This is a genomic window from Sorangium sp. KYC3313, from assembly GCF_052075895.1.
GTDB classification, from domain to species: domain Bacteria; phylum Myxococcota_A; class Polyangia; order Polyangiales; family Polyangiaceae; genus Sorangium; species Sorangium cellulosum_B.
Genome location: NZ_CP197255.1, coordinates 9,315,001 through 9,333,515 on the forward strand (window position 1 = coordinate 9,315,001; position 18,515 = coordinate 9,333,515).

14 protein-coding genes are annotated in these 18,515 nt (G+C 72.7%); 3 read left to right on the forward strand and 11 right to left on the reverse strand.

Annotated features, from left to right (window positions below):
• Positions 1-71: 71 nt before the first annotated feature.
• The 5 genes from ACSRUE_RS35230 to ACSRUE_RS35250 all read right to left on the reverse strand — a co-directional run bounded on the left by ACSRUE_RS35230 (position 72) and on the right by ACSRUE_RS35250 (position 4,768).
• A complete protein-coding gene (locus ACSRUE_RS35230) occupies positions 72-254 on the reverse strand; it encodes a hypothetical protein (protein WP_437768582.1) in 183 nt (60 codons plus the stop codon).
• Positions 255-348: 94 nt separating this feature from the next.
• On the reverse strand, positions 349-1,191 hold the full coding sequence (locus tag ACSRUE_RS35235) for a hypothetical protein (RefSeq protein ID WP_441287421.1): 843 nt from the start codon (positions 1,189-1,191) through the stop codon (positions 349-351).
• A gap of 9 nt (positions 1,192-1,200) precedes the next feature.
• On the reverse strand, positions 1,201-2,052 hold the full coding sequence (gene ttcA / locus ACSRUE_RS35240; protein ID WP_441287422.1) for a tRNA 2-thiocytidine(32) synthetase TtcA: 852 nt from the start codon (positions 2,050-2,052) through the stop codon (positions 1,201-1,203).
• Between the two features lie 3 nt (positions 2,053-2,055).
• Positions 2,056-3,540 (reverse strand): leucyl aminopeptidase, encoded by a 1,485-nt coding sequence (locus ACSRUE_RS35245; protein ID WP_441287423.1) that lies wholly within the window; start codon positions 3,538-3,540, stop codon positions 2,056-2,058.
• Between the two features lie 301 nt (positions 3,541-3,841).
• On the reverse strand, positions 3,842-4,768 hold the full coding sequence (locus ACSRUE_RS35250) for a class I fructose-bisphosphate aldolase (protein WP_441287424.1): 927 nt from the start codon (positions 4,766-4,768) through the stop codon (positions 3,842-3,844).
• Positions 4,769-5,068: 300 nt separating this feature from the next.
• Between ACSRUE_RS35250 and fbp the strand changes: the two genes are divergently transcribed.
• Complete coding sequence (gene fbp / locus ACSRUE_RS35255; protein ID WP_437768587.1) at positions 5,069-6,112, forward strand: class 1 fructose-bisphosphatase; 1,044 nt, start codon at positions 5,069-5,071, stop codon at positions 6,110-6,112.
• 68 nt (positions 6,113-6,180) lie between these two features.
• Here fbp and ACSRUE_RS35260 read toward each other — a convergent pair whose 3' ends face one another.
• The 3 genes from ACSRUE_RS35260 to nadC all read right to left on the reverse strand — a co-directional run bounded on the left by ACSRUE_RS35260 (position 6,181) and on the right by nadC (position 8,620).
• Complete coding sequence (locus ACSRUE_RS35260; protein WP_012235209.1) at positions 6,181-6,834, reverse strand: radical SAM protein; 654 nt, start codon at positions 6,832-6,834, stop codon at positions 6,181-6,183.
• Positions 6,835-6,950: 116 nt separating this feature from the next.
• The gene (locus ACSRUE_RS35265; RefSeq protein ID WP_437768588.1) at positions 6,951-7,772 is read right to left on the reverse strand and encodes a biotin--[acetyl-CoA-carboxylase] ligase; all 822 of its coding nucleotides are present in this window, start codon (positions 7,770-7,772) and stop codon (positions 6,951-6,953) included.
• Complete coding sequence (gene nadC, locus ACSRUE_RS35270) at positions 7,769-8,620, reverse strand: carboxylating nicotinate-nucleotide diphosphorylase (RefSeq protein WP_441293163.1); 852 nt, start codon at positions 8,618-8,620, stop codon at positions 7,769-7,771. The genes ACSRUE_RS35265 and nadC overlap by 4 nt, the downstream gene beginning before the upstream one ends.
• A gap of 325 nt (positions 8,621-8,945) precedes the next feature.
• Here nadC and ACSRUE_RS35275 point away from each other — a divergent pair, with 325 nt between their 5' ends.
• On the forward strand, positions 8,946-11,012 hold the full coding sequence (locus ACSRUE_RS35275) for a protein kinase domain-containing protein (RefSeq protein WP_441287425.1): 2,067 nt from the start codon (positions 8,946-8,948) through the stop codon (positions 11,010-11,012).
• Positions 11,013-11,483: 471 nt separating this feature from the next.
• On the opposite strand, the gene ACSRUE_RS35280 is transcribed toward ACSRUE_RS35275, so the two are convergent.
• The gene (locus ACSRUE_RS35280) at positions 11,484-11,954 is read right to left on the reverse strand and encodes a hypothetical protein (protein WP_441287426.1); all 471 of its coding nucleotides are present in this window, start codon (positions 11,952-11,954) and stop codon (positions 11,484-11,486) included.
• A gap of 174 nt (positions 11,955-12,128) precedes the next feature.
• Here ACSRUE_RS35280 and ACSRUE_RS35285 point away from each other — a divergent pair, with 174 nt between their 5' ends.
• Positions 12,129-12,332 (forward strand): hypothetical protein, encoded by a 204-nt coding sequence (locus ACSRUE_RS35285; protein ID WP_012235204.1) that lies wholly within the window; start codon positions 12,129-12,131, stop codon positions 12,330-12,332.
• Between the two features lie 45 nt (positions 12,333-12,377).
• Here ACSRUE_RS35285 and uvrA read toward each other — a convergent pair whose 3' ends face one another.
• Positions 12,378-17,723, reverse strand: a complete 5,346-nt coding sequence (uvrA, locus tag ACSRUE_RS35290; protein WP_441287427.1) for an excinuclease ABC subunit UvrA — start codon at positions 17,721-17,723, stop codon at positions 12,378-12,380.
• Positions 17,724-18,048: 325 nt separating this feature from the next.
• The gene (locus ACSRUE_RS35295; RefSeq protein ID WP_441287428.1) at positions 18,049-18,438 is read right to left on the reverse strand and encodes a hypothetical protein; all 390 of its coding nucleotides are present in this window, start codon (positions 18,436-18,438) and stop codon (positions 18,049-18,051) included.
• Positions 18,439-18,515 lie beyond the last annotated feature (77 nt).

Genomic DNA, 18,515 nt, shown 5'->3' on the forward strand with positions numbered 1-18,515 from the left:
CGTCGATAGAGCAGCCCATGCCGCGCACGCGCACAGACACGCGACGGCCGCGATCGCTCGGCGCCCAGGGCTCACGCGTTACCCCCGCGGGGACGAAGGATCTCCGTGGACGCCTTGAGCGAGAGGCCGCCGATCACGAGGAGGTAGATCGCCTTGAAATCCTGGCGATCACCGAGCGCGTGAACCCCGAAGGCGAAGGAGAACGCTGCGGCGACGAGGAGCAGAACCGCGAACACATCGACTGCGCGGGACACGCCCATGAGTGTACCGCGATTTGGCGAGGAACCGGCGGGGATGCGGGGACACCAGGGAGGGGCGGCAGCCGGGGAGCCACGGCCGCGCCGCCGCTCACCGCAGCGTCATCGCGACCGCCCCCAGGACCGCAAAGACGATCAGGACCACCAGGTGCCGAACGGCTCGGTGGGGGAGCCGCCGTCCACCGCCCGTGTGCCGGCGGCCACGAGCCACCGCGACGCCGGACGCCGCCGTGATCAGCGCGACAGCGCAGGCCACCGCGACGGCCTGGGCCAAGAGGGCGCGCTCCGGATCCCGGATGCGCCAGGCGAGCACGAGGATCGCGAGGCTCACGAGCGCTCCGAACGCGACGATCGCCGTCGCCAGCGGAGGGAGGTGGGCTCGGGCCTGCAGGAGCGGGGCGTCTGGTTCCGGCTCCGGCTGGCGCCGCACATCCCAGCGATCGCGCCAGGAAAGCGCGAAGATACCCCAGGCGATCGCGCCGATCGCCGCGCGGACCGGGTCGAGGCGGGATGGCTGAAGGGAAGGAGAAGCCAGCAGCCAGGTCAGCGTGACCAGCGCGAGGAAGACGGAGATGCCGAGGTGCCGAGCGACCCGGCGGTGCGTGGCGGCGAGCAGCGGCGCAGCGACGCCGCACAGGAAGGCGAGCGTGGCGGCGATGCTGGCGAATACGGGCGCGCCGCGACCGAAGCCCGCGGGCGCGACCGTGATCATCCAGGCGACGACGGCGGCGAGCAACGCCTGCGGGGCGCGCCCGCCGCCCTGACCCAGGTCGAAGCGCGCCGCCCCCGGCAGCGGCGCCTCCGGGGGGTCCGAGCCTGACGCCCCGTCGACTCCGCGCGTCAACGCACCGCCGCGACCGACGGAGGCCGACGCGGTGGACTCCTCTTCGCGCGGAGCGCCGATCGAGATGGCGCCGGGGGCATCCGTGCTCATGAGCGAGCGCTAGGCCAGGTTTCTCAGGAGGTTGCCCACGGGCAGCACGTCCGGCGCTGGCGCACCCACGCCCGCCGCGTCGCCTGCGCTCCCCTCTTCCCGGGCGACCTCGAGCCCGAGCCGCTTCCAAAGGCCCGTGTCAAAGAGGTGGCTCGGGCGCACATTGCCGAGGGCTGCGAGCATGTTCTGCCGCGTCCCGGGGTGGCGCGCGTCGAGATCCGCGAGGAGCTGGCTCACCGCCTTGCGCTGGAGGTTGTCCTGGGACCCGCACAGGTCGCAGGGGATGATCGGGAACCGCTCCTCCGCGGCGAACGCGGCGAGCTCGGCCTCGGCGCAGTAGATCAGCGGACGGATCACGACGTTGTCGCCGTCGTCGGAGATGAGCTTCGGCGGCATCGATTTCAGCTGCCCCGCGAAGATCAGGTTCAGGAGCAGCGTCGTCACGGCGTCATCACGGTGGTGGCCGAGGGCGATCTTCGAGCAGCCGAGCTCGCGCGCGATGCGGTACAGGATGCCCCGGCGCAGGCGGGAGCAGAGGGAGCAGTACGTCTTGTTCTCGGGGATCTTCTCGGTGACGATCGAGTAGGTGTCCTCGGAGATCATCCGGAACTCGTGGCCGCCCGCCGCCATGTAGTCGGTGAGGAGGTGTCCCGGGTAGCCAGGGTGCCCCTGGTCGATGTTGACCGCGATCACGCTGAACCGGACCGGCGCGCGCCGCGCGAGGTCGACGAGCAGCGCGTGCATCGCGTAGCTGTCCTTGCCCCCCGAGACAGCACAGAGGATCCGATCGCCGTCGGCGATCATGTCGAAGTCGGTGATGGCGCGCCCCATGGCGCGCGCGAGCTTGCGGCGGAGTTGCACGGTTTAGCCGGTGAAGCCTTCGACGAGGCGGAGGAAGGTAAGCACGCCGTGGCCCGTCCCGCCCTTGGAGAAGACGCCGTACGGCTTGTTCGCCATGGATGGGCCAGCGATATCCACGTGGACCCAGGGGACATCCCCCACGAACTCGCGCAGGAACAAGGCCGCGGTGATGGCCCCTCCCCAGCGGTCGGCCGTGTGCTTGATGTCGGCCCAGTCGCTCTTGAGGCCGTCGCGGAGCTCTTCGATGAGCGGGAGCTGCCACATCGACTCGCCCGCGGCCTTCGCGGCGCTCCGCAGGCGCTCCGCGAGCTCCTCGCGGTTCGAGAAAAAGCCGGACACGGTCGGGCCGAGGGCCACGACGCACGCGCCCGTGAGGGTCGCGTTGTCGATGATGAGGTCCGGCTTCAGCGCGCGCGCATAGGCGAGGCAGTCGGCGAGGACCAGGCGCCCCTCCGCGTCGGTGTTGATGATCTCCACCGTCCTGCCGTCCAGAGAGCCGAAGATGTCGCCGGGCCGGTATGCGGCGCCGTCGGGCATGTTCTCTGCCGCGCCAATGACGCCGTGCACCTCGACGTTCGGCTTGGCGGCCGAGACGGCGGCCATCAGCGCGATCACGTTCGCGGCGCCACCCATGTCGCCCTTCATTTCTTCCATGCCCGGAGCTGGCTTGATGCAGAGCCCGCCGCTGTCGAAGGTGAGCCCCTTGCCCACGAAGACGAGCTTCCCCTTCGGCTTCCCGGGAGGAGCGTAGACCATGTGGATCAGCCGGGGATCCCTCGCGCTCCCCTGCCCCACCGCCATGATGAGCTTCATGCCCCGCTTGGTGAGCGCGGCCTTGTCGAGCACCGTCACCTTGAGCCCGTGCTGCTTGCCCACGTCCACCGCGACACGCGCGAGCGCCTCCGGATAAACCTCGTTCGGCGGCTCGTTGACGAGGTCGCGCGCGACGCAGATCGCCTCGCCGACCTGCCGGCCGAGCGCGACGGCATCGCGCGCCGCCTTGCCCACCTTGCCCTCGATGACCACGGTGCCGCGGGAGAGCTCGACCTTCGGCAGACGATCGCCCGTGAAGTAGCGGGTGAACCGGTAGGCCCCGAGCACGAGCCCCTCCGCGGCGGCCCGCTCCGCGCGCTCGACGCCGGGAGGCACCACGACCGCGACGCTCTCGGCGCGCACGCCGTTCGCGAAGCGCGCCCCCTTCGCCGCGAGCAGCCTGCACTCGACGTCGGTGACCTTGCCCGACCCGAGCCCGATCAACAGCACCCGGCCGGGCTTCAACGCGCCGTGCGTCGCGAAATCGACGCTCTGATCCCTCTTCCCCGTGAAGTCGTCACGCTTGACCTGGTGAGTCACCGACTCGCCCAGCGCCTCCACGAGCCTCGCCAGCACGCCCTCACCCGTCGAAGCGCCCTCAGGCACGCCGATGACGACGACGTCGACGGCGATGCTCAGCGGGTCGGACGAGGCGAGGTTCACTTTGATCGGCATGCGGTCTCCTGAGCCCGGGATGTGGAGGGTGTCCAGCGCGGCATCTAAACACGAAGGGCTAACCCCGTCGACGTGGACGATGCCCGCAGGCGAACGGCCCGAGGTGCGGGCGGGAGAGCCCTCCCGCTCCCAGGCGCGCAATCCCTCGCGGTTCCTCGCGGTTCCGCGCGGTTCCGCGCGGTCCCACACGGTCCCGCGCAGGCTTCGCGCTCGGCGGCCCGCCGTCGGAGCGCCTCGCGCGACGCTGCCCTCCGGACTGCGGGTCCGAGCCGGCCCGGCCCGAGCGCCGGATCGAGGGGCGTCAGCGCGCCGAGCCGTAGATCTGGATCACGTCGGCGAGGAGCTGCAGCGCCTCGGCGCGAGGGCGCTGGAACGCGTTGCGCCCCATGATCGACCCGAAGGAGCCGCCTGCGGCCATCTCGCGCACCTCCTCCAGGACGGCGTCGGTCGCCTTGGACTCGCCGCCAGAGAAGATCACCACGCGCTTGCCGCCGAACGTCGCCTGCACGACGTGCCGGGTCCGGTCGGCGAGCGTCTGGATGGGAATGTTGTATTTCTCGTACATCTTTTTCGCCTCCTCCTGCTCGATATGAGCGGTCGGCGGCTTGACCTTGATGATGTGTGCGCCGAGCTGGGCCGCGATCGTCGCCGCATAGGCGCAGACATCGATGGCCGTCTCGCCCTGCTTCGACAGCCCGGCGCCGCGCGGATAGCTCCAGACGATGACGACCAGGCCCCTGCGCTTGGCCTCGAGGGCGATCTCGCGAAGGTCCTCGTACATCCGGTTTCTCGCGCCGGACCCGGGGTAGATCGTGTAGCCGACGCCGACGCAGCCGAGGCGGAGCGCGTCCTCGACCGAGCCGGTCACCGCCGACACGGGCTGCTCCACCTTCGCCAGCGTGTCGCTGTTGTTCAGCTTCAGGATCAGGGGCACCTGCCCCGCGAACCTGGCCGCGCCCGCCTCCAGCGATCCGAGCGGCGCCGCGTAGGCGTTGCACCCCGCGTCGATCGCGAGCTGAAAGTGGTAATCGGGGTCGTAGGCCTCGGGGTTCGGAGCGAACGATCGCACCGGACCGTGCTCGAAGCCCTGGTCCACCGGCAGGATCACCATCTTTCCGGTGCCCGCGAGCGCGCCATGGTTGAGCAGCCGGACGAGGTTCGTCAGCGTGCCTGGGTTCTCGGAGGCGTACCAGGAGAGGATCTGCTCTACACGTGTGGTGAGCGCCATGAATCACTCCGTCGAAGGTGCTGCTGCGCCAGGAAACGCGTGGCCCGCCCGGGGCGTGAACCCACCCCGTCACGCCCGCGGCGCCGTGTCAGGGTGCTCGGGCGAGCGGGCTCGGGCCGTATTTTCAGGACTTGGACGAACGTATCGAGCCCAACGCGCGCCCCGAGGAGGATGTTGTACGAAGCCATCGGATACGCAATTCTCGAAACTGCGCCGGTCCTCCCTCGGGGCCACAGCGGCGGACGCGAGCGCGAGCACGTGGCGGGGCGGTAACGTCCTCGCCGACAACGCGGAGGGATCATGTCGGACCAACGGGATCTGAGCTGGAAGCCGCCGGAGGCGCCGTCACGCATCGGGATCACGCTCGAGACGTACATCCTCGAAGGAATGCTCGGGTTCCCCTCGGCGACAGGGGTGTTCACCTCCCTCCTGAACCAGCTCGGCCTGGTGGCGAAGCTCGTGACGTCCAAGGTCCGGCGGGCCGGCCTCGCCAACGTCCTCGGATACACGGGGCAGACCAACGTCCAGGGCGAGGTCGTGCAGAAGCTCGACGAGGTCGCCAACGAGACGCTGCTCAGCGTGCTCGGAAGGCGCGGGCACTGCGCGGCCGTGGTGAGCGAGGAGCTCGGGGAAATGAGGCTCCTCTCCACGGACCCACGAGCGAAGTACATCATCGTCGTGGACCCGCTCGACGGCTCGTCCAACATCGACGTGAACATCTCGATCGGCACGATCTTCGGTGTGCTCCGAAAGAGCGACGCCAAGATGGGCGCCGATCCCTCGGACTTCCTTCGCCCCGGCCGCGATCTGGTCGCGGCCGGCTACGTGCTCTACGGCTCGTCGACGCTGCTCGTCATCACGACCGGCCTCGGCGGCGTGCACGGCTTCACCTACGACCCGACCGTGGGAGAGTTCTTTCTCTCTCACGAGAACATCCGGATCCCGGAGCGCGGCTCGACGTACTCCATCAACGAAGGCCACAGCGCGCGATGGCCGGAGGACGTGCGCCGCTGGAACGCGTGGATCAAGGAGGACAGCAAGCACGAGGGGCGGCCATACGGCGCGCGCTACGTGGGATCGCTGGTCGCGGACGCGCACCGGACGCTGCTCAAGGGCGGCATCTTCGCGTACCCCGCCGATCGTAGCGGTCAGGGCAAGCTGCGGCTGCTCTACGAGGCGAACCCGTTCGCGTTCATCTTCGAGGCCGCGGGCGGAAAGGCGAGCACGGGGGCCGAGCGCGTCCTCGACAGGGTCCCGAGGTCGCTCCACGAGCGCGTGCCGCTCGTCCTCGGCTCGCCCCGCGACGTCGAAGATTTCGAGCAGTTTGTGCGCGGCGAGCGCTGAGGCTGCGAGCGAGGGGCGCCGCCCCCACCGGCACGGGCCGCAGCGCGGAGAGGGGGGCGACCCGCGGGTCAGACCCCCTGCGCGTCGGCTCCCCAGATCACCTTGTGGAGCTGAACCTGCACCCGGACGCGGAGGCCATCGTCCAGCACCCACTGGACGAGCTCCTTCGGCGACAGCTTGCCCCACACGCACGAGGCGAGCAGCGTCACGCCGCGCGCGTCGAGGCGCCGCTCGCGGATGGTGTCCCGCATCCACGCATAGTCCGCCCGATCGGCGAGCACGAACTTGATCTCGTCGCGCGGCGTGAGGTGATCCAGGTTCGACCAGCGGTTCCGGTGGGATTCCCCCGAGCCAGGCGCCTTCAGGTCCATGATCTTGTGCACGCGCGGATCGACGCGCGAGACGTCTGCCTCACCGCTGGTCTCGACGAGGACCGTCCGGCCCGCGTCGCAGAGCTCCGCGAGGAGCGGGAACGACCCGGGCTGAAGGAGAGGCTCGCCCCCCGTGAGCTCGACGAGCGGCGTGCCGAGGGCCAGCGCGCGCTCGAGGACCTCGCCGCGGCGGATCCGCTTGCCGCCGTAGAAGGCCTGCGACGTGTCGCACCAGGCGCAGCGCAGGTTGCACCCGGTGAGCCGGACGAAGGTGCACGGCAGCCCGGCGAACGTCGATTCGCCCTGCACGCTGGCGTAGATTTCGTGGACGACGAGGGTGTCTTCTTTCAAGGAAGCGACGCCTCCGAGGCGCCTCGGTCGGCCTCGGCGGCGCCACGCCGCCGGCGACCCGAGGTGGGCGGGAGCTTTGGCCGCGCCGAGCGCGCAACGCAAGCGGCGCGGGGCGCTCAGCTGGAGATGACGCTGACCTCGCCCGCCGCCACCGCCCGGAGGATGCCGTCCGCGCCGCGGACCAGCAGGTGCCCCTCCGGATCGATCCCCGCCGCGACGCCGACCACGCCGGCGACCTCGACGCGGCGGCCGCGGAGCCAGTCCATCCGGGCGAGATCCTCCGCGAAGGGCGCGAGCTCTCCCGCCTCGAACCTCGCCGCCGCGTCGCCGATCGCCTGGAGCAGCTCCGCGGCGAGACGCTCGCGCGGGACGTCGTCGATCCCGAGCATCGCGAGCGACGTGGCCCGCGCCGACAGATCCGGCGGGAAGCTCGACGCATGGACGTTGAGCCCGACGCCGACGATCACGCTGCTCACCGACTCGCCGCGCAGCTGGGCCTCGACGAGGATCCCCGCCAGCTTGCGGCCCCCGGCGAGCACGTCGTTGGGCCACTTGAGCCGCACCTCGACGGCGGAGCCGCCGCCCGACGCGCCGCGGGACGGAAGAGGCGCGAGCCGTCGCTCGATGACGGACGCGACGGCGAGCCCCATGACCAGCGCGATGGGGGCCACTCGGCTCGCCGGCAGGCTCGGGCGCAACACCACCGACAGGTAGAGGTTCTCGCCGGGCGGAGAGTGCCAGGAGCGCCCGCCGCGCCCCCGACCCTGGGTCTGCGCGTCGGCCAGGAACGCGGCCCCATGCGGCGCGCCGGCTGCCGCCGCGCTCCGCGCGTCGTCGTTCGTCGACGCGGTCTCGGCCGCCACGGCGAGCGGCCGCCCGAACGACGCGCCCAGCCGCGAGAGCTCGCGCTCTATCGCCTCCCGGTCGAGCCGCCTCACAGCGAGAGATCCAGCGCGATGTCGGCCGCGCGCGCCGAATGCGTCAGCGCTCCGACGCTGATGATGTCGATGCCCGCCGCGACGAGCTCGGGGATGCGCTCCAGCGTGATGCCGCCGGAGACCTCGAGGAGAGGCCGGCCGTGCTGCACCGACCGCACGCGCGCGGACGCGGCCTTGACATCGGCCAGCGTGAAGTTGTCGAGCATGATGATGTCGGCGCCGGCGGCCAGCGCCTGATCGAGCTCCTGCAGCGATGCCACCTCGACCTCGACCTTCGTCGTGTGCGGGGCGCGCGCCCGCGCGCGGGCGATGGCGGTCGTGATGCCGCCCGCCGCGACGATGTGGTTGTCCTTGATGAGCACGGCGCTCCCGAGGCTGTCGCGGTGGTTGTGCGCGCCGCCCACGCGCACCGCGTAACGCTCCAGCCCGCGGAGACCGGGCGTCGTCTTGCGGGTGTCGGTGATGCGCACGCTCGACCCAGCCGGGATCGCCTCGGCGTAGCGGCGCGCCTCGGAGGCGACGCCGCTCATCCGCTGCGCGAGGTTGAGCGCGGTGCGCTCCGCGCTGAGGAGAGAGCGCGCTCGGCCGCGCACCGTCCACAGCACCGCGCCGGCGCCGACGGCGGTGCCGTCCGCGACGAGCACCTCGCCCTCCACCTGCCGATCCAGGCGCTGAAAGACGCGCAGGAACACGTCGCCCCCGCACGCGACGAGCGGCTTGCGCGCGACCGCCTTCGCGGTCGCGCGCGCGGAGGCCTCGACACACGCCTCGGTGGTGAGATCGCCTCCCGCGAGGTCTTCTTCCAGAGAGCGATCGATCAGGGCATCGAGCAACGGCGCAGCCAGCACGGGCATCTCCTCGGCGCCGCTCCCACGCGGCGCTCCCAGGTATACTCGGTCCCGCACGCGCGCATCAGCGCTGTCGCACCCACACGCGCCACGACAACGCATCGCATCATCATGCGTCCTTGTGGTGGCACGTGCGCCCTGGAGCGTACGACCTCAGCCGTATGGCGCCCTGGACGGGACGCGGGCGGACATGGATGGGGTCCGCTGCGCCGAAAAGCAGGGTGGATCGCGATCATCGCGACGCTCTGTCGCACAAATGGGGCTGACGTTCGTCTACCAGCCTGTGAGACTCTCCGAGCAACTCCAGCGCCCTCAACGGAGATCGATGCGTCCGCAGGCAGGCCAGGTCATCAACAACAAGTACCGACTCGTGCGCCTCATCGGCGATGGCGGCATGGGGAGCGTCTACGAAGCCCGCCACGAGGTGCTGGGGACGACGGTCGCCCTCAAGTTTCTCCACCCCGAGCTGTCCCGCCGCTCCGGCCTGGTGCAGCGCTTCCTTCAGGAGGCGCGCGTCTCCGCGCAGATCCAGAGCGCGCACGTGGTTCGCGTCAGCGACGTCGACCAGACGGCGTCCGGCCTGGCGTTCATCGTGATGGAGTACCTGGAGGGGAAGACGCTCCAGACCCTGTACGAGGAGCTCTACCGGGCAGGCGTTCGTCTCGGGTACCCCGACGCGCTCGAGTACACGATGCAGATGCTCGAGGGCGTCGAGGCCGCCCATCGCGCGGGCGTCGTCCACCGGGACCTCAAGCCGGACAACGTGATCATCACGAAGTCCGCCAAGGGAGAGCCGCTCATCAAGCTGCTCGACTTCGGCATCGCCAAGCTGAAGGTCACGGGCGAGCTCGATCGCGGGTTGACGCGCCCCGGCGTGATCATGGGCACCCCCGAGTACATGGCGCCCGAGCAGGCCTACTCCGCGGACTCCGTGGACGCGCGAGCCGACATCTTCTCGCTGGGCGTCATCATCTTCGAGATGCTGGCCGGCCGCCGGCCGGTCGGCGGCGACGAGCCCCAGCAGATCGCGGGAGCCTACCTTTCGGGCCAGATCTCGCGGCTCTCCGACCTGGCGCCGGAGCTCGCGCCCGGGCTCTGCGCCGCCGTCCACCGCGCCATGGCGGCCTCGCCGCCGGATCGCTTCGCGACCACCGCCGAGTTCCGCAGCGCCCTGGAGCCGTTCGCCCGAGCCGCCCGCGCCCCGTCGGCGCTCACCCCCGCGCCGGCCGAGGTCAGCCTGGCGCGGTCGTCCGGGGCCGCCCTGGCGGCAGCCCTCGCGGCGCCCGGGATGCTCACGCCTTCCGCGGCGGCGCCCGCGACCAACGCGATGGGGGACGGTCGCGCCAGCTCCGTTCCCAAGACGATTCCGCCGGAGGACGGCGGCGCGCAGCACGCGTCGAGCGGCCTCCCGGGCGGCCTCGGGCCCTCGACCCCGATGGGCGGCTTTTCCTCGGATGCCCGTGGTCCCTCGGCGTCAGCGCCAGGGTTCACGCCGAGGCCGGAGCCCTCCTCGGGCCCGTACTTCGCCCAAGGGGGCTATCCCCAGATCGCGCAGCCGGCGACCGTGAGCGCCGCCCCCTACGCTCTCCCCCAGGGGATGCCCGGAGTGCCCGCCACGAGCCACGAGCCGGGCCCCTTCGATGTGTCGCCGCGCCCGGGAGGGACGGCGGTCGGAGGCGCGCCGTTCATGGACCGGAGCGCGGCCCCGGGCGGCGGATTCAACGGCGGCCCAGCGCCCGGATACGGCGGCGCGCAGGGCTACATCCCTGGGACGGCGCCGATGGATCCGCTGCCGAGGATCTCGCAGAGCGCCTCGGCGCACGGCGCGCAGCGGCCCTCGCGAGGCGGGACTTCGCTGTTCGCCATCCTGCTGCTCGCCACGGGGATCACGGGGGCCGTCGTCGGCGGTCTGTACATCGCCAACGAGCTGGGCCGGACGGAGCAGGCCGACGTGGCGCCGGCCCTGCCGACCCTCCAGCCGGCCAGCACGGTGCCTTCGGATCCCAGCCCGCCCGCGACGACGCCCCCCGCCGTGACGCCCCCGGCGGTGACGCCACCTCCTGTCGAGCCGCCGGTGGTCGCCAAGCCGCAGCCCCGGCCGACCACGACGGCGAAGCCGCCGGCGACGCCGAGCACGACGGCAGCGCCGACGACCACGACGGCGCCGACGACACGCCCCAGCGGGACGACGATCATCCCCCAGCTTCCCTGGGTCATCCCGTCGACGCTGCCGCCGTTCCCGTTCCCCGCGCCGACCAGCGCACAGCCGCCGGCCAACCCCCAGCCGAACACGACGAGCCCGCCGACGACGAGCCCGCCGACGACGAACCCGACCACCACCACGCCGCCGGACAGGCCTCGACGGCGCGTGATCATCGTACCCAACAACTGACGCGCCCGGCGCGTACGGTAGGTAGGATGCGATCTCGATGAGCAACCAGAATAGCGGTCCGCCGCCGGGATGGCCTGCGCCCCCCAGCGGCATGTACGGCCCTGGCAAGACCGTGCCCGGCGAGCCTCCGCTCGCAGGGCTCAACTCGCCGCAAGGCGCCTTTCCCGTGCCGCCCGGCACCGCGCCGCACGATCCGAACGCCGCTGGCGCAGCCGTCCCGAGGACGCTCGTCGAAGGCGGGACCAACAGCGCGCCCCCCGGAACGCCCGGCCCGTACGGCGCTCCCGCGGGCCCGTACGGCGCGCCGCCGCCCGGTGTACCCGGCCCGTACGGGCCCGGTGCGACAGCGAATTACGGCGGACCACCTGGAGCAGGAGGCGCTTACGGGCAGCCGCCCCAGCCTCCCAGCCCGTACGGCGGCTCGCCGTTCGGGGCCCCAGGTGGCCCCGGGGCCGCCGGAGCGCCGGGGTTTCACGCCGGCGGCGCTCCCCAGCCGCCGGGCAGCGGCGCGCTGTACCCGGCGCCGGGCCCCGGGCGTCCTCGCGCGAAGAGCTCCGGCGCGACGCTCGCGCTGATCGGCATCGGCGCGTTCGTGATCATCGGCGGGCTGACGACCGTCTTCTTCGTGATGCGCGGCCGAGGATCGTCCGAAGATGCCGCAGCGCTGACACCCATCGAGGCGCCCCCGGCGCCTGCGTCGGTCGCCGGCGATCCGGCGCCTCCCCCTCCGACGGCCACCACACCCGCGGCGACCGCGCCGGAGCCGCCCGCGCCTGCCCCCGTGGCAGCCCCGAAGCCGACGGCGCAAGCACAACCCAAGCCGACGGCGACGACCCCTGCGCCCACCGCCACGTCGACCACCCCTGCGCCCACCGCCACGTCGACCACCCCTGCGCCCACCGCCACGTCGACCACCCCTGCGCCCACCGCCACATCGACCACCCCTGCCCCGACCCCTTCTACGTCCTCGACGGGCCGTCGAAGGATCGTCCTGCCGGGCAGCCGCTGAGCTGTCCTGCGCCGCCCGCTGCGCCGCTGGCAGCGGCGCGGCGGGTCCGTGCCCAGGTTCCCCCTGCCCGCTTGACAGGGCGGTCACGGTGATCAGGTTCCGATGCCATGAGCAAATCCGGGATCGCCGCAGTGCTTTCTTTCCTTATTCCGGGCGTTGGGCAGCTCTACAACGGCGCGTTCCTGCGCTGCATTTTCTGGCTGATCGTCACCCCCGGCCTGTGGATCGGCTCGGGCGGCTGGCTCGGCTGGATCTGCCACCTGATCTCCGCCTACACCGCGTACCAGTACGCGAAGCGCGCCGGCGGCTGAGCCGCGCGCCCCGGGACGGCGCGCCGGTTCGCGCGGCGCGCCCGCTCACGTCGCCTTCGCGAAGATCCGCTTCAGCACCTCGCCCGTCGCCGTCGGCTGACGCGCCACCTCGCGCGGGGTGCCCTCCGCCACGATGCGCCCGCCGCCGGAGCCGCCCTCCGGGCCGAGCTCCACCACGTGATCCGCGCACGCGATGACCGCCGGGTGGTGCTCGATGATCACCAGCGTGTCGCCGCGCTCGACGAGGCGATCGAGCACGCGGACCAGGCGCGTCACGTCCGCCAGATGCAAGCCCGTCGTGGGCTCGTCGAGCACATAGAGCGTGGGCTTCGGCCGCGCGCCGGCCGTCAGCTCCGCCGCGAGCTTGAGCCGCTGCGCTTCGCCGCCCGAGAGCGTGTGCGACCCCTGGCCGATGTGGAGATAACCGACGCCGAGATCGCACATCGTCGAGAGCGGGGCGCGGATCTTCGGGTGGGCCGCGAAGACCTCGACGGCCTCCTCCGCGGTGAGGTCCAGGAGCTCGCCGACGGACAGACCGAGGTAGCGCACGTCGAGCGTCGCCGGCTCGAAGCGCCCGCCGCCGCACGCCTCGCAAGGCGTGGTCACGTCCGGCAAGAACGACATCTCGTGCGCGATGACGCCCTGCCCCTCGCACGCGGGGCACCGCCCGCCGGAGGCCGTGTTGAAGGAGAACCGCGCAGGGCCGTAGCCGCGCACCTGCGCGTCGGGGCAGGCGGCGTAGAGCTTGCGGACCTCGTCCCAGACGCCCAGAAACGTCGCGGGGATCGAGCGCGGCGTCCGCCCGATGGGCGACTGATCGACGGCCACCGCCCGCAGGATGCTCTTCGGCAGCCGCAGCGCCTTGTGCGGGCCCGGCTCGGGCGCCTCCAGCTCCAGCGCGCGGCGCGCGGCGGGGTAGAGCACCTTCTGGATGAGCGTGCTCTTCCCCGAGCCGGACACGCCGGCGACCACCGTCATCCGGCCCGCGGGGATCCGGAGCGTGTCCCCCTGGAGGTTGTGCGCGCGGGCGCCGAGGAGCTCGATGTGCTCGCGCACGGGAGGGCGCGCCGGGCGCGCGCTGAGCAGCGCATCCTCGCCGGCGAGCGCCCGGGCGGTCGGCGAGTCGGGGTTCGCGAGCACCGCGCACGACGGCCCCGCCGCGACGATCCGGCCGCCTTTGCGACCGCCCGAGGGGCCGAGGTCGATCAGGTGATCCGCCGCGCGGATCGTGTCGGCGTCGTGCTCCACCATGAGCACGGTGCTGCCCATCGCGGCGAGCCGCCGGAGGTTGCCGAGCAGCCGGTCGGTGTCGCGCGGGTGCAGGCCGATGGTCGGCTCGTCGAGGACGTACAGCGCCCCGGTGAGGCCGCTGCCGAGCTGCGCCGCGAGCCGCAGGCGCTGCATCTCGCCGCCCGAGAGGGTGGCCGCGCGCCGATCGAGCGTGAGGTAGCCGAGGCCCACCTCGCAGACGAAGTCGAGCCTGCGGCAGAGCTCCTTGTGCGGCGCCTCGGCGATCAGCGCGCGGTCGCCCGTGAACTGTAGCCCCCTCGCCCACGCGGCCGCGGCCGCGACCGACCGGCCCGACGCCTGGTGGTAACGCTCTCCCGCGAGCCGGACCGCCCGCGGGATCGGCGCGAGGCGCGAGCCGCCGCAGGCCTCGCACGGGTCGGGCGTCTCGAGCGCGTCGTCGTCGAAATCCGAGGCGCCCGTCCCCTCGCATGACTCACACCGGCCCTGCTTCGTGTTGAAAGAGAACCAGCGGGGATCGAGCTCCGGGACACCGACGCCGCAGCGCGGGCAGGTGCGCGTGGTCGAGAGCAGCTGCTCACCGCCGCGGCCGCCGACGAGCTTGACCGCCCCCCGCCCGAACGCGAGGGCGCGATCGAAGAGGGCGCGATCCAGGCCGTCCATGCGCCCCTCGTACATCACGAGGTCGATCGAGTGCTCGCGGCGCTTGTCGAGGCGAGGCGGGCTGTCGGTTGCGCACGGCTCGCCGTCGGCGAGCGCGCGGGTGATGCCGGCCCGGGCAGCGGCGGTGAACACGTCGAGGTACGTCCCCTTGCGCGCCACGACCGCGGGGGCGAGGAGCGTCCGCGCGCCGCGCGTCGAGACGAGCGAGCGGTAGACGTCGTCCGGCGAGCGGGCCGCGATCGGCACGTCGCAGTCCGGGCAGCGCGCCTCGCCGACCTTGGCGTAAAGCAGCCGCAGGTAGTGCGCGATCTCGGTCACGGTCGCGACGGTCGAGTTGGCGCCGGAGCGCGTGGTGCGCTGCTCGAGCGCGATCGAGGGGGGGACGCCGGTGACGCGATCGACGTCCGGCCGCGGCAGCGTGGGGAGGAACTGGCGCGCGTAGGGGGTCAGCGTCTCGAGGAAGCGCCGCTGGCCCTCGGCGAAGACCACGTCGAACGCGAGCGTGCTCTTGCCAGAGCCGCTCGGGCCGGTGATGACGACGATCTTGCCGTGCGGGATCACGGTCGAGACCTCGGCGAGGTTGTGCTCGCGGGCGCCCTCGACCTCGATCCGGCCCCGGTCGAGCGACGCGCGCGCGGCGGCGCCGCCGCGCTTGCCGGGCTTCGGGGCGGCAGGGGCCGCTGCCGTACCGCGCCGCGGGCGCCGAGCGCCGCCGTCGCCCCGCTGCGCGAACCACTCGGCCAGCGAGGCGCCGGTCCGCGTCGCCGTCCGGGCCACCTCCTCGGGTGTCCCGTCCGCGACGACGCTCCCGCCCTCGCTGCCCGCGCCCGGGCCGAGATCGACGACCCAGTCCGCCGCGGCGATCACGTCGAGGTCGTGATCGACGACGATCACGGAGGCGCCCTCGGCCACGAGCACGGAGAGCGCGGCGTTGAGGTGCGTCACCTCCTCGGGGTGCAGGCCGGCGCTCGGCTCGTCGAGGAGGAAGAGCGCGCCCGCGCAGGGCTCGCCGAGCGCGCGCGCGATCTTCAGCCGCTGCGCCTCACCGCCGGAGAGCGTCGAGAGCGGCTGGCCGAGCGTGAGGTAGCCGAGGCCGAGCTGCTTGAGCGGCGCGAGCGCCCGCCGGATCGCGGGCTGCCCCACGAAGACCTCGAACGCCTCGTCGATCGAGAGGTCGAGCACGTCCGCGACCGAGCGGCCGTCGAGCTTCACCTCGAGCACCTCGTCGCGGAACCGCTTGCCCTTGCATGTCGGGCAGGTCAGCGACACGTCGGCGAGGAACTGCATCTCGATCGTCTCGCTCCCCTCGCCTGCGCACGCCTCGCAGCGCCCGAGCGCGACGTTGAACGAGAAGTGGCCGGGCCCGAGATCCCGCGCCGACGCTTCCGGCTGCTCGGCGAAGAGCGCGCGGATGCGGTTCCACGCGCCGGTGTAGGTCGCGGGGTTGCCCCGCGAGGTGCGCCCCAGCGGCGCCTGGTCGACGAGCGTGACGGCGCGGATGTCGGCCGTGCCCTCGATGCGCCTGTACAGGCCGGGCGCCTCGACGTCCTTGTAGCCGCGCGCCCTCGCGATGTGCCGGTAGAGCACGTCGGTCACCAGCGTGCTCTTGCCCGAGCCGCTCGGCCCCGTGATCGCCACGACGACGCCGAGCGGCACGTCGACCGTGACGTCGCGGAGGTTGTTCTCGCGCGCGCCGTGGATCGTGATCTTCCCGCTCGGCGCCCGGCGCTCGGCGCGCGCCGACGCCAGCGGGCCGCGCGCGGCGAGCCCGTCGGGCGGGCCGTCGAAGGTGACGCGCCCGCCCTGCTTGCCCGCGCCGGGGCCCAGCTCGACGACGCGATCGCTCGCCCGGATGACGAGGGGCTCGTGCTCGATGACGAGCACGGCATTGCCGCGATCGGCGAGCTCACGCATGGCCGCGATGAGCGGCGGGACGTCCGTCGGGTGCAGGCCGACCGTCGGCTCGTCGAGCACGAAGAGCGCGCCCGTCAGCGACGTGCCGAGCGCCGCTGTGAGCGCGACGCGCTGCGCCTCGCCGCCCGAGAGCGTGCGCGCCTGGCGGGCGAGCGAGAGGTAGCCCAGCCCGACCCGCTCGAGGTACCCGAGCCGCGCGATGAGCTCGCGGCGCGCCATCTCCCCCTGGCCCGTCTGGGGGCGCTCGGCCTCGAGGCGCGCGCGGGCGTCGCGGAGCTCGAGCTCGTGCCACGCGGCGAGATCCAGGCCGCCGACGCGGTAGAGGAGCGACTCGGGGGCGAGCCGCTTGCCGTTGCACGCGCCGCACACGTCGTAGGTGCGGTAACGCGCGAGCAGCACGCGGACGTGCATCTTGTAGGTGCGCGTCTCGAGCCAGCGGAACCAGGCCTTCACGCCGGGGTACTTCCCCTGGGTCCACGAGCCCTCGCCCTCGAGCACGAGCGCGCGCTGCGCGTCGGAGAGGTCGCGCCACGGCTTGTCGGTGCGGATGCCGTTCCGCTCGCAGAACGCGCGGAGCAGCTTCCGCTCCCACGTCGTCGAGCGGCCGTTCCAGGGCCGGATCGCGCCGCCTGCGATCGACTTCGAGGGGTCCGGGATCACCTTGTCGTAGTCGATGCCGAGGGTGCGGCCGAAGCCGCGGCACGCGGGGCACGCGCCGGTCGGGGACTGGTACGAGAACAGCCCGGGGCGCGGCGGATCGAAGGCGCGCGCGCACGAGGGGCAGGCGAGCCCGCGCACGAGCCGGAGCCGCGTGGGCCCCGCCCCCTGGCCGCCCTGCTCGTCGGCCTTGCGCTGGAGGTGGAGCGAGGCGTCGCCCCCGCTGCCCTTCCACGCCTCCTCGATGGCGGCGCCGAGGCGCCGGCGCTCCCGGGGGGCGACCCGGACGCGATCGACGATGACCTCGACCTTGTCCGCGCCGCTCATCGCCTCGGACGGCGCCACGGTGTCGATGTCGCGCGCCTCGCCGCGGACGAGGAGGCGCCGGTAGCCGGCGGCGAGCAGCGACTCGCGCACGTCGAGGAACCGCTCGGTTCCGGCGACCGCGATCGGGTACGTGACGAGCGCGGTCGCCCCCTCGTGCGCGCTCGCGGCGAGGTCGGCCGCGCGCGCCGGGTCGGTCCGCGCGGCCGGCGCCTCGCAGGACGGGCAGACAGGCACCGCCTCGCGCGCGAAGAGCGCGCAGAAATACGGCTCGAGGTCGGCCATCGTGGCGACGGTCGACCGCGAGCTCTTGACCGGCGCGCGTCGATCGACGGCGACGCCGGCCGCCACCGGCTCGAGCGCGTCGATCGGCGGACGCTCGAGCCGCTCGAGGAACTGGCGAGCGTACGGGCTGAAGCTCTCGACGAACCGGCGCTGTCCCTCGGAATAGAGCGTGTCGAGCGCGAGCGACGATTTGCCGGCGCCCGAGACGCCGGCGATGGCCACGAGCTCGCCGGGCCGGAAATCGAGGTCGATGCCCTGGAGGTTGTGCGTGCGGGCGCCGCGGAGACAGATCGAGTGCATAGGACGCGCGGTAGGGTGAACCCGCGGGGACGCCGTCCGGAGTGGACACGGCCGCGTGAAAACCGCGAGTGTTTAGCCCCCTTTCAGCCCATCGTCGCGAACGATCGTACGTGGGCGGCGTGCCGACCCAGCGTGCTGCGGCATTGCGTTCTGTGCCGTCGAATTATCACGGTCGGTGGCGAGGGGTGCGGGCGCGGGTGCGCACGACGCTCGGACGACCCGGCAAGCCGAGCGCGGCAGGCGCGCCGGCAGGCGCGGCGGCCAGCTCTACTGCGGGACGTCGGCCGGGGAAGCGAACCGCCAAGGGCCCATGGGACCTTCCGCGTCATGGCAGGCTCCCGTCGGCTCCGATGAGCCCTCCTCGCATCCGCACCTTGGGTGAGGTCGACGTCCCCTGGTTCTGCGTCGGCTGCCCGAGCGTGAACACCATGCGGTAGCGCGAGCTCCTCGCGACCTCGCCGGCCGTCACCGTCTCGGTCGCCCCGACGCGCCTGGGCGTCTGCGCGCCCCCGCCCTGCCCGCCGCCGTGCCCATCGCCGCCCTGCCCGCCGCCGCCGTGCCCATCGCCGCCCTGCCCGCCGCCGCCCCACCCCCCATCGCCGTCCACGGTGCCGCCGTCCGCGGCGACGCCGCAGCTGCAGCTGCACCCGGGGAGCAGCGCAGAGCTCACCACGATCGCCCCGAGCCAGGCCGAAAAGCGCAGTCCGCGATTCACTGAGTCCTCCAGGCTGACGGCAGGTCGTGCGAAAGGACCATTGGACGAGCGGCGGCGATCGGCGTCAAGCGAGGACG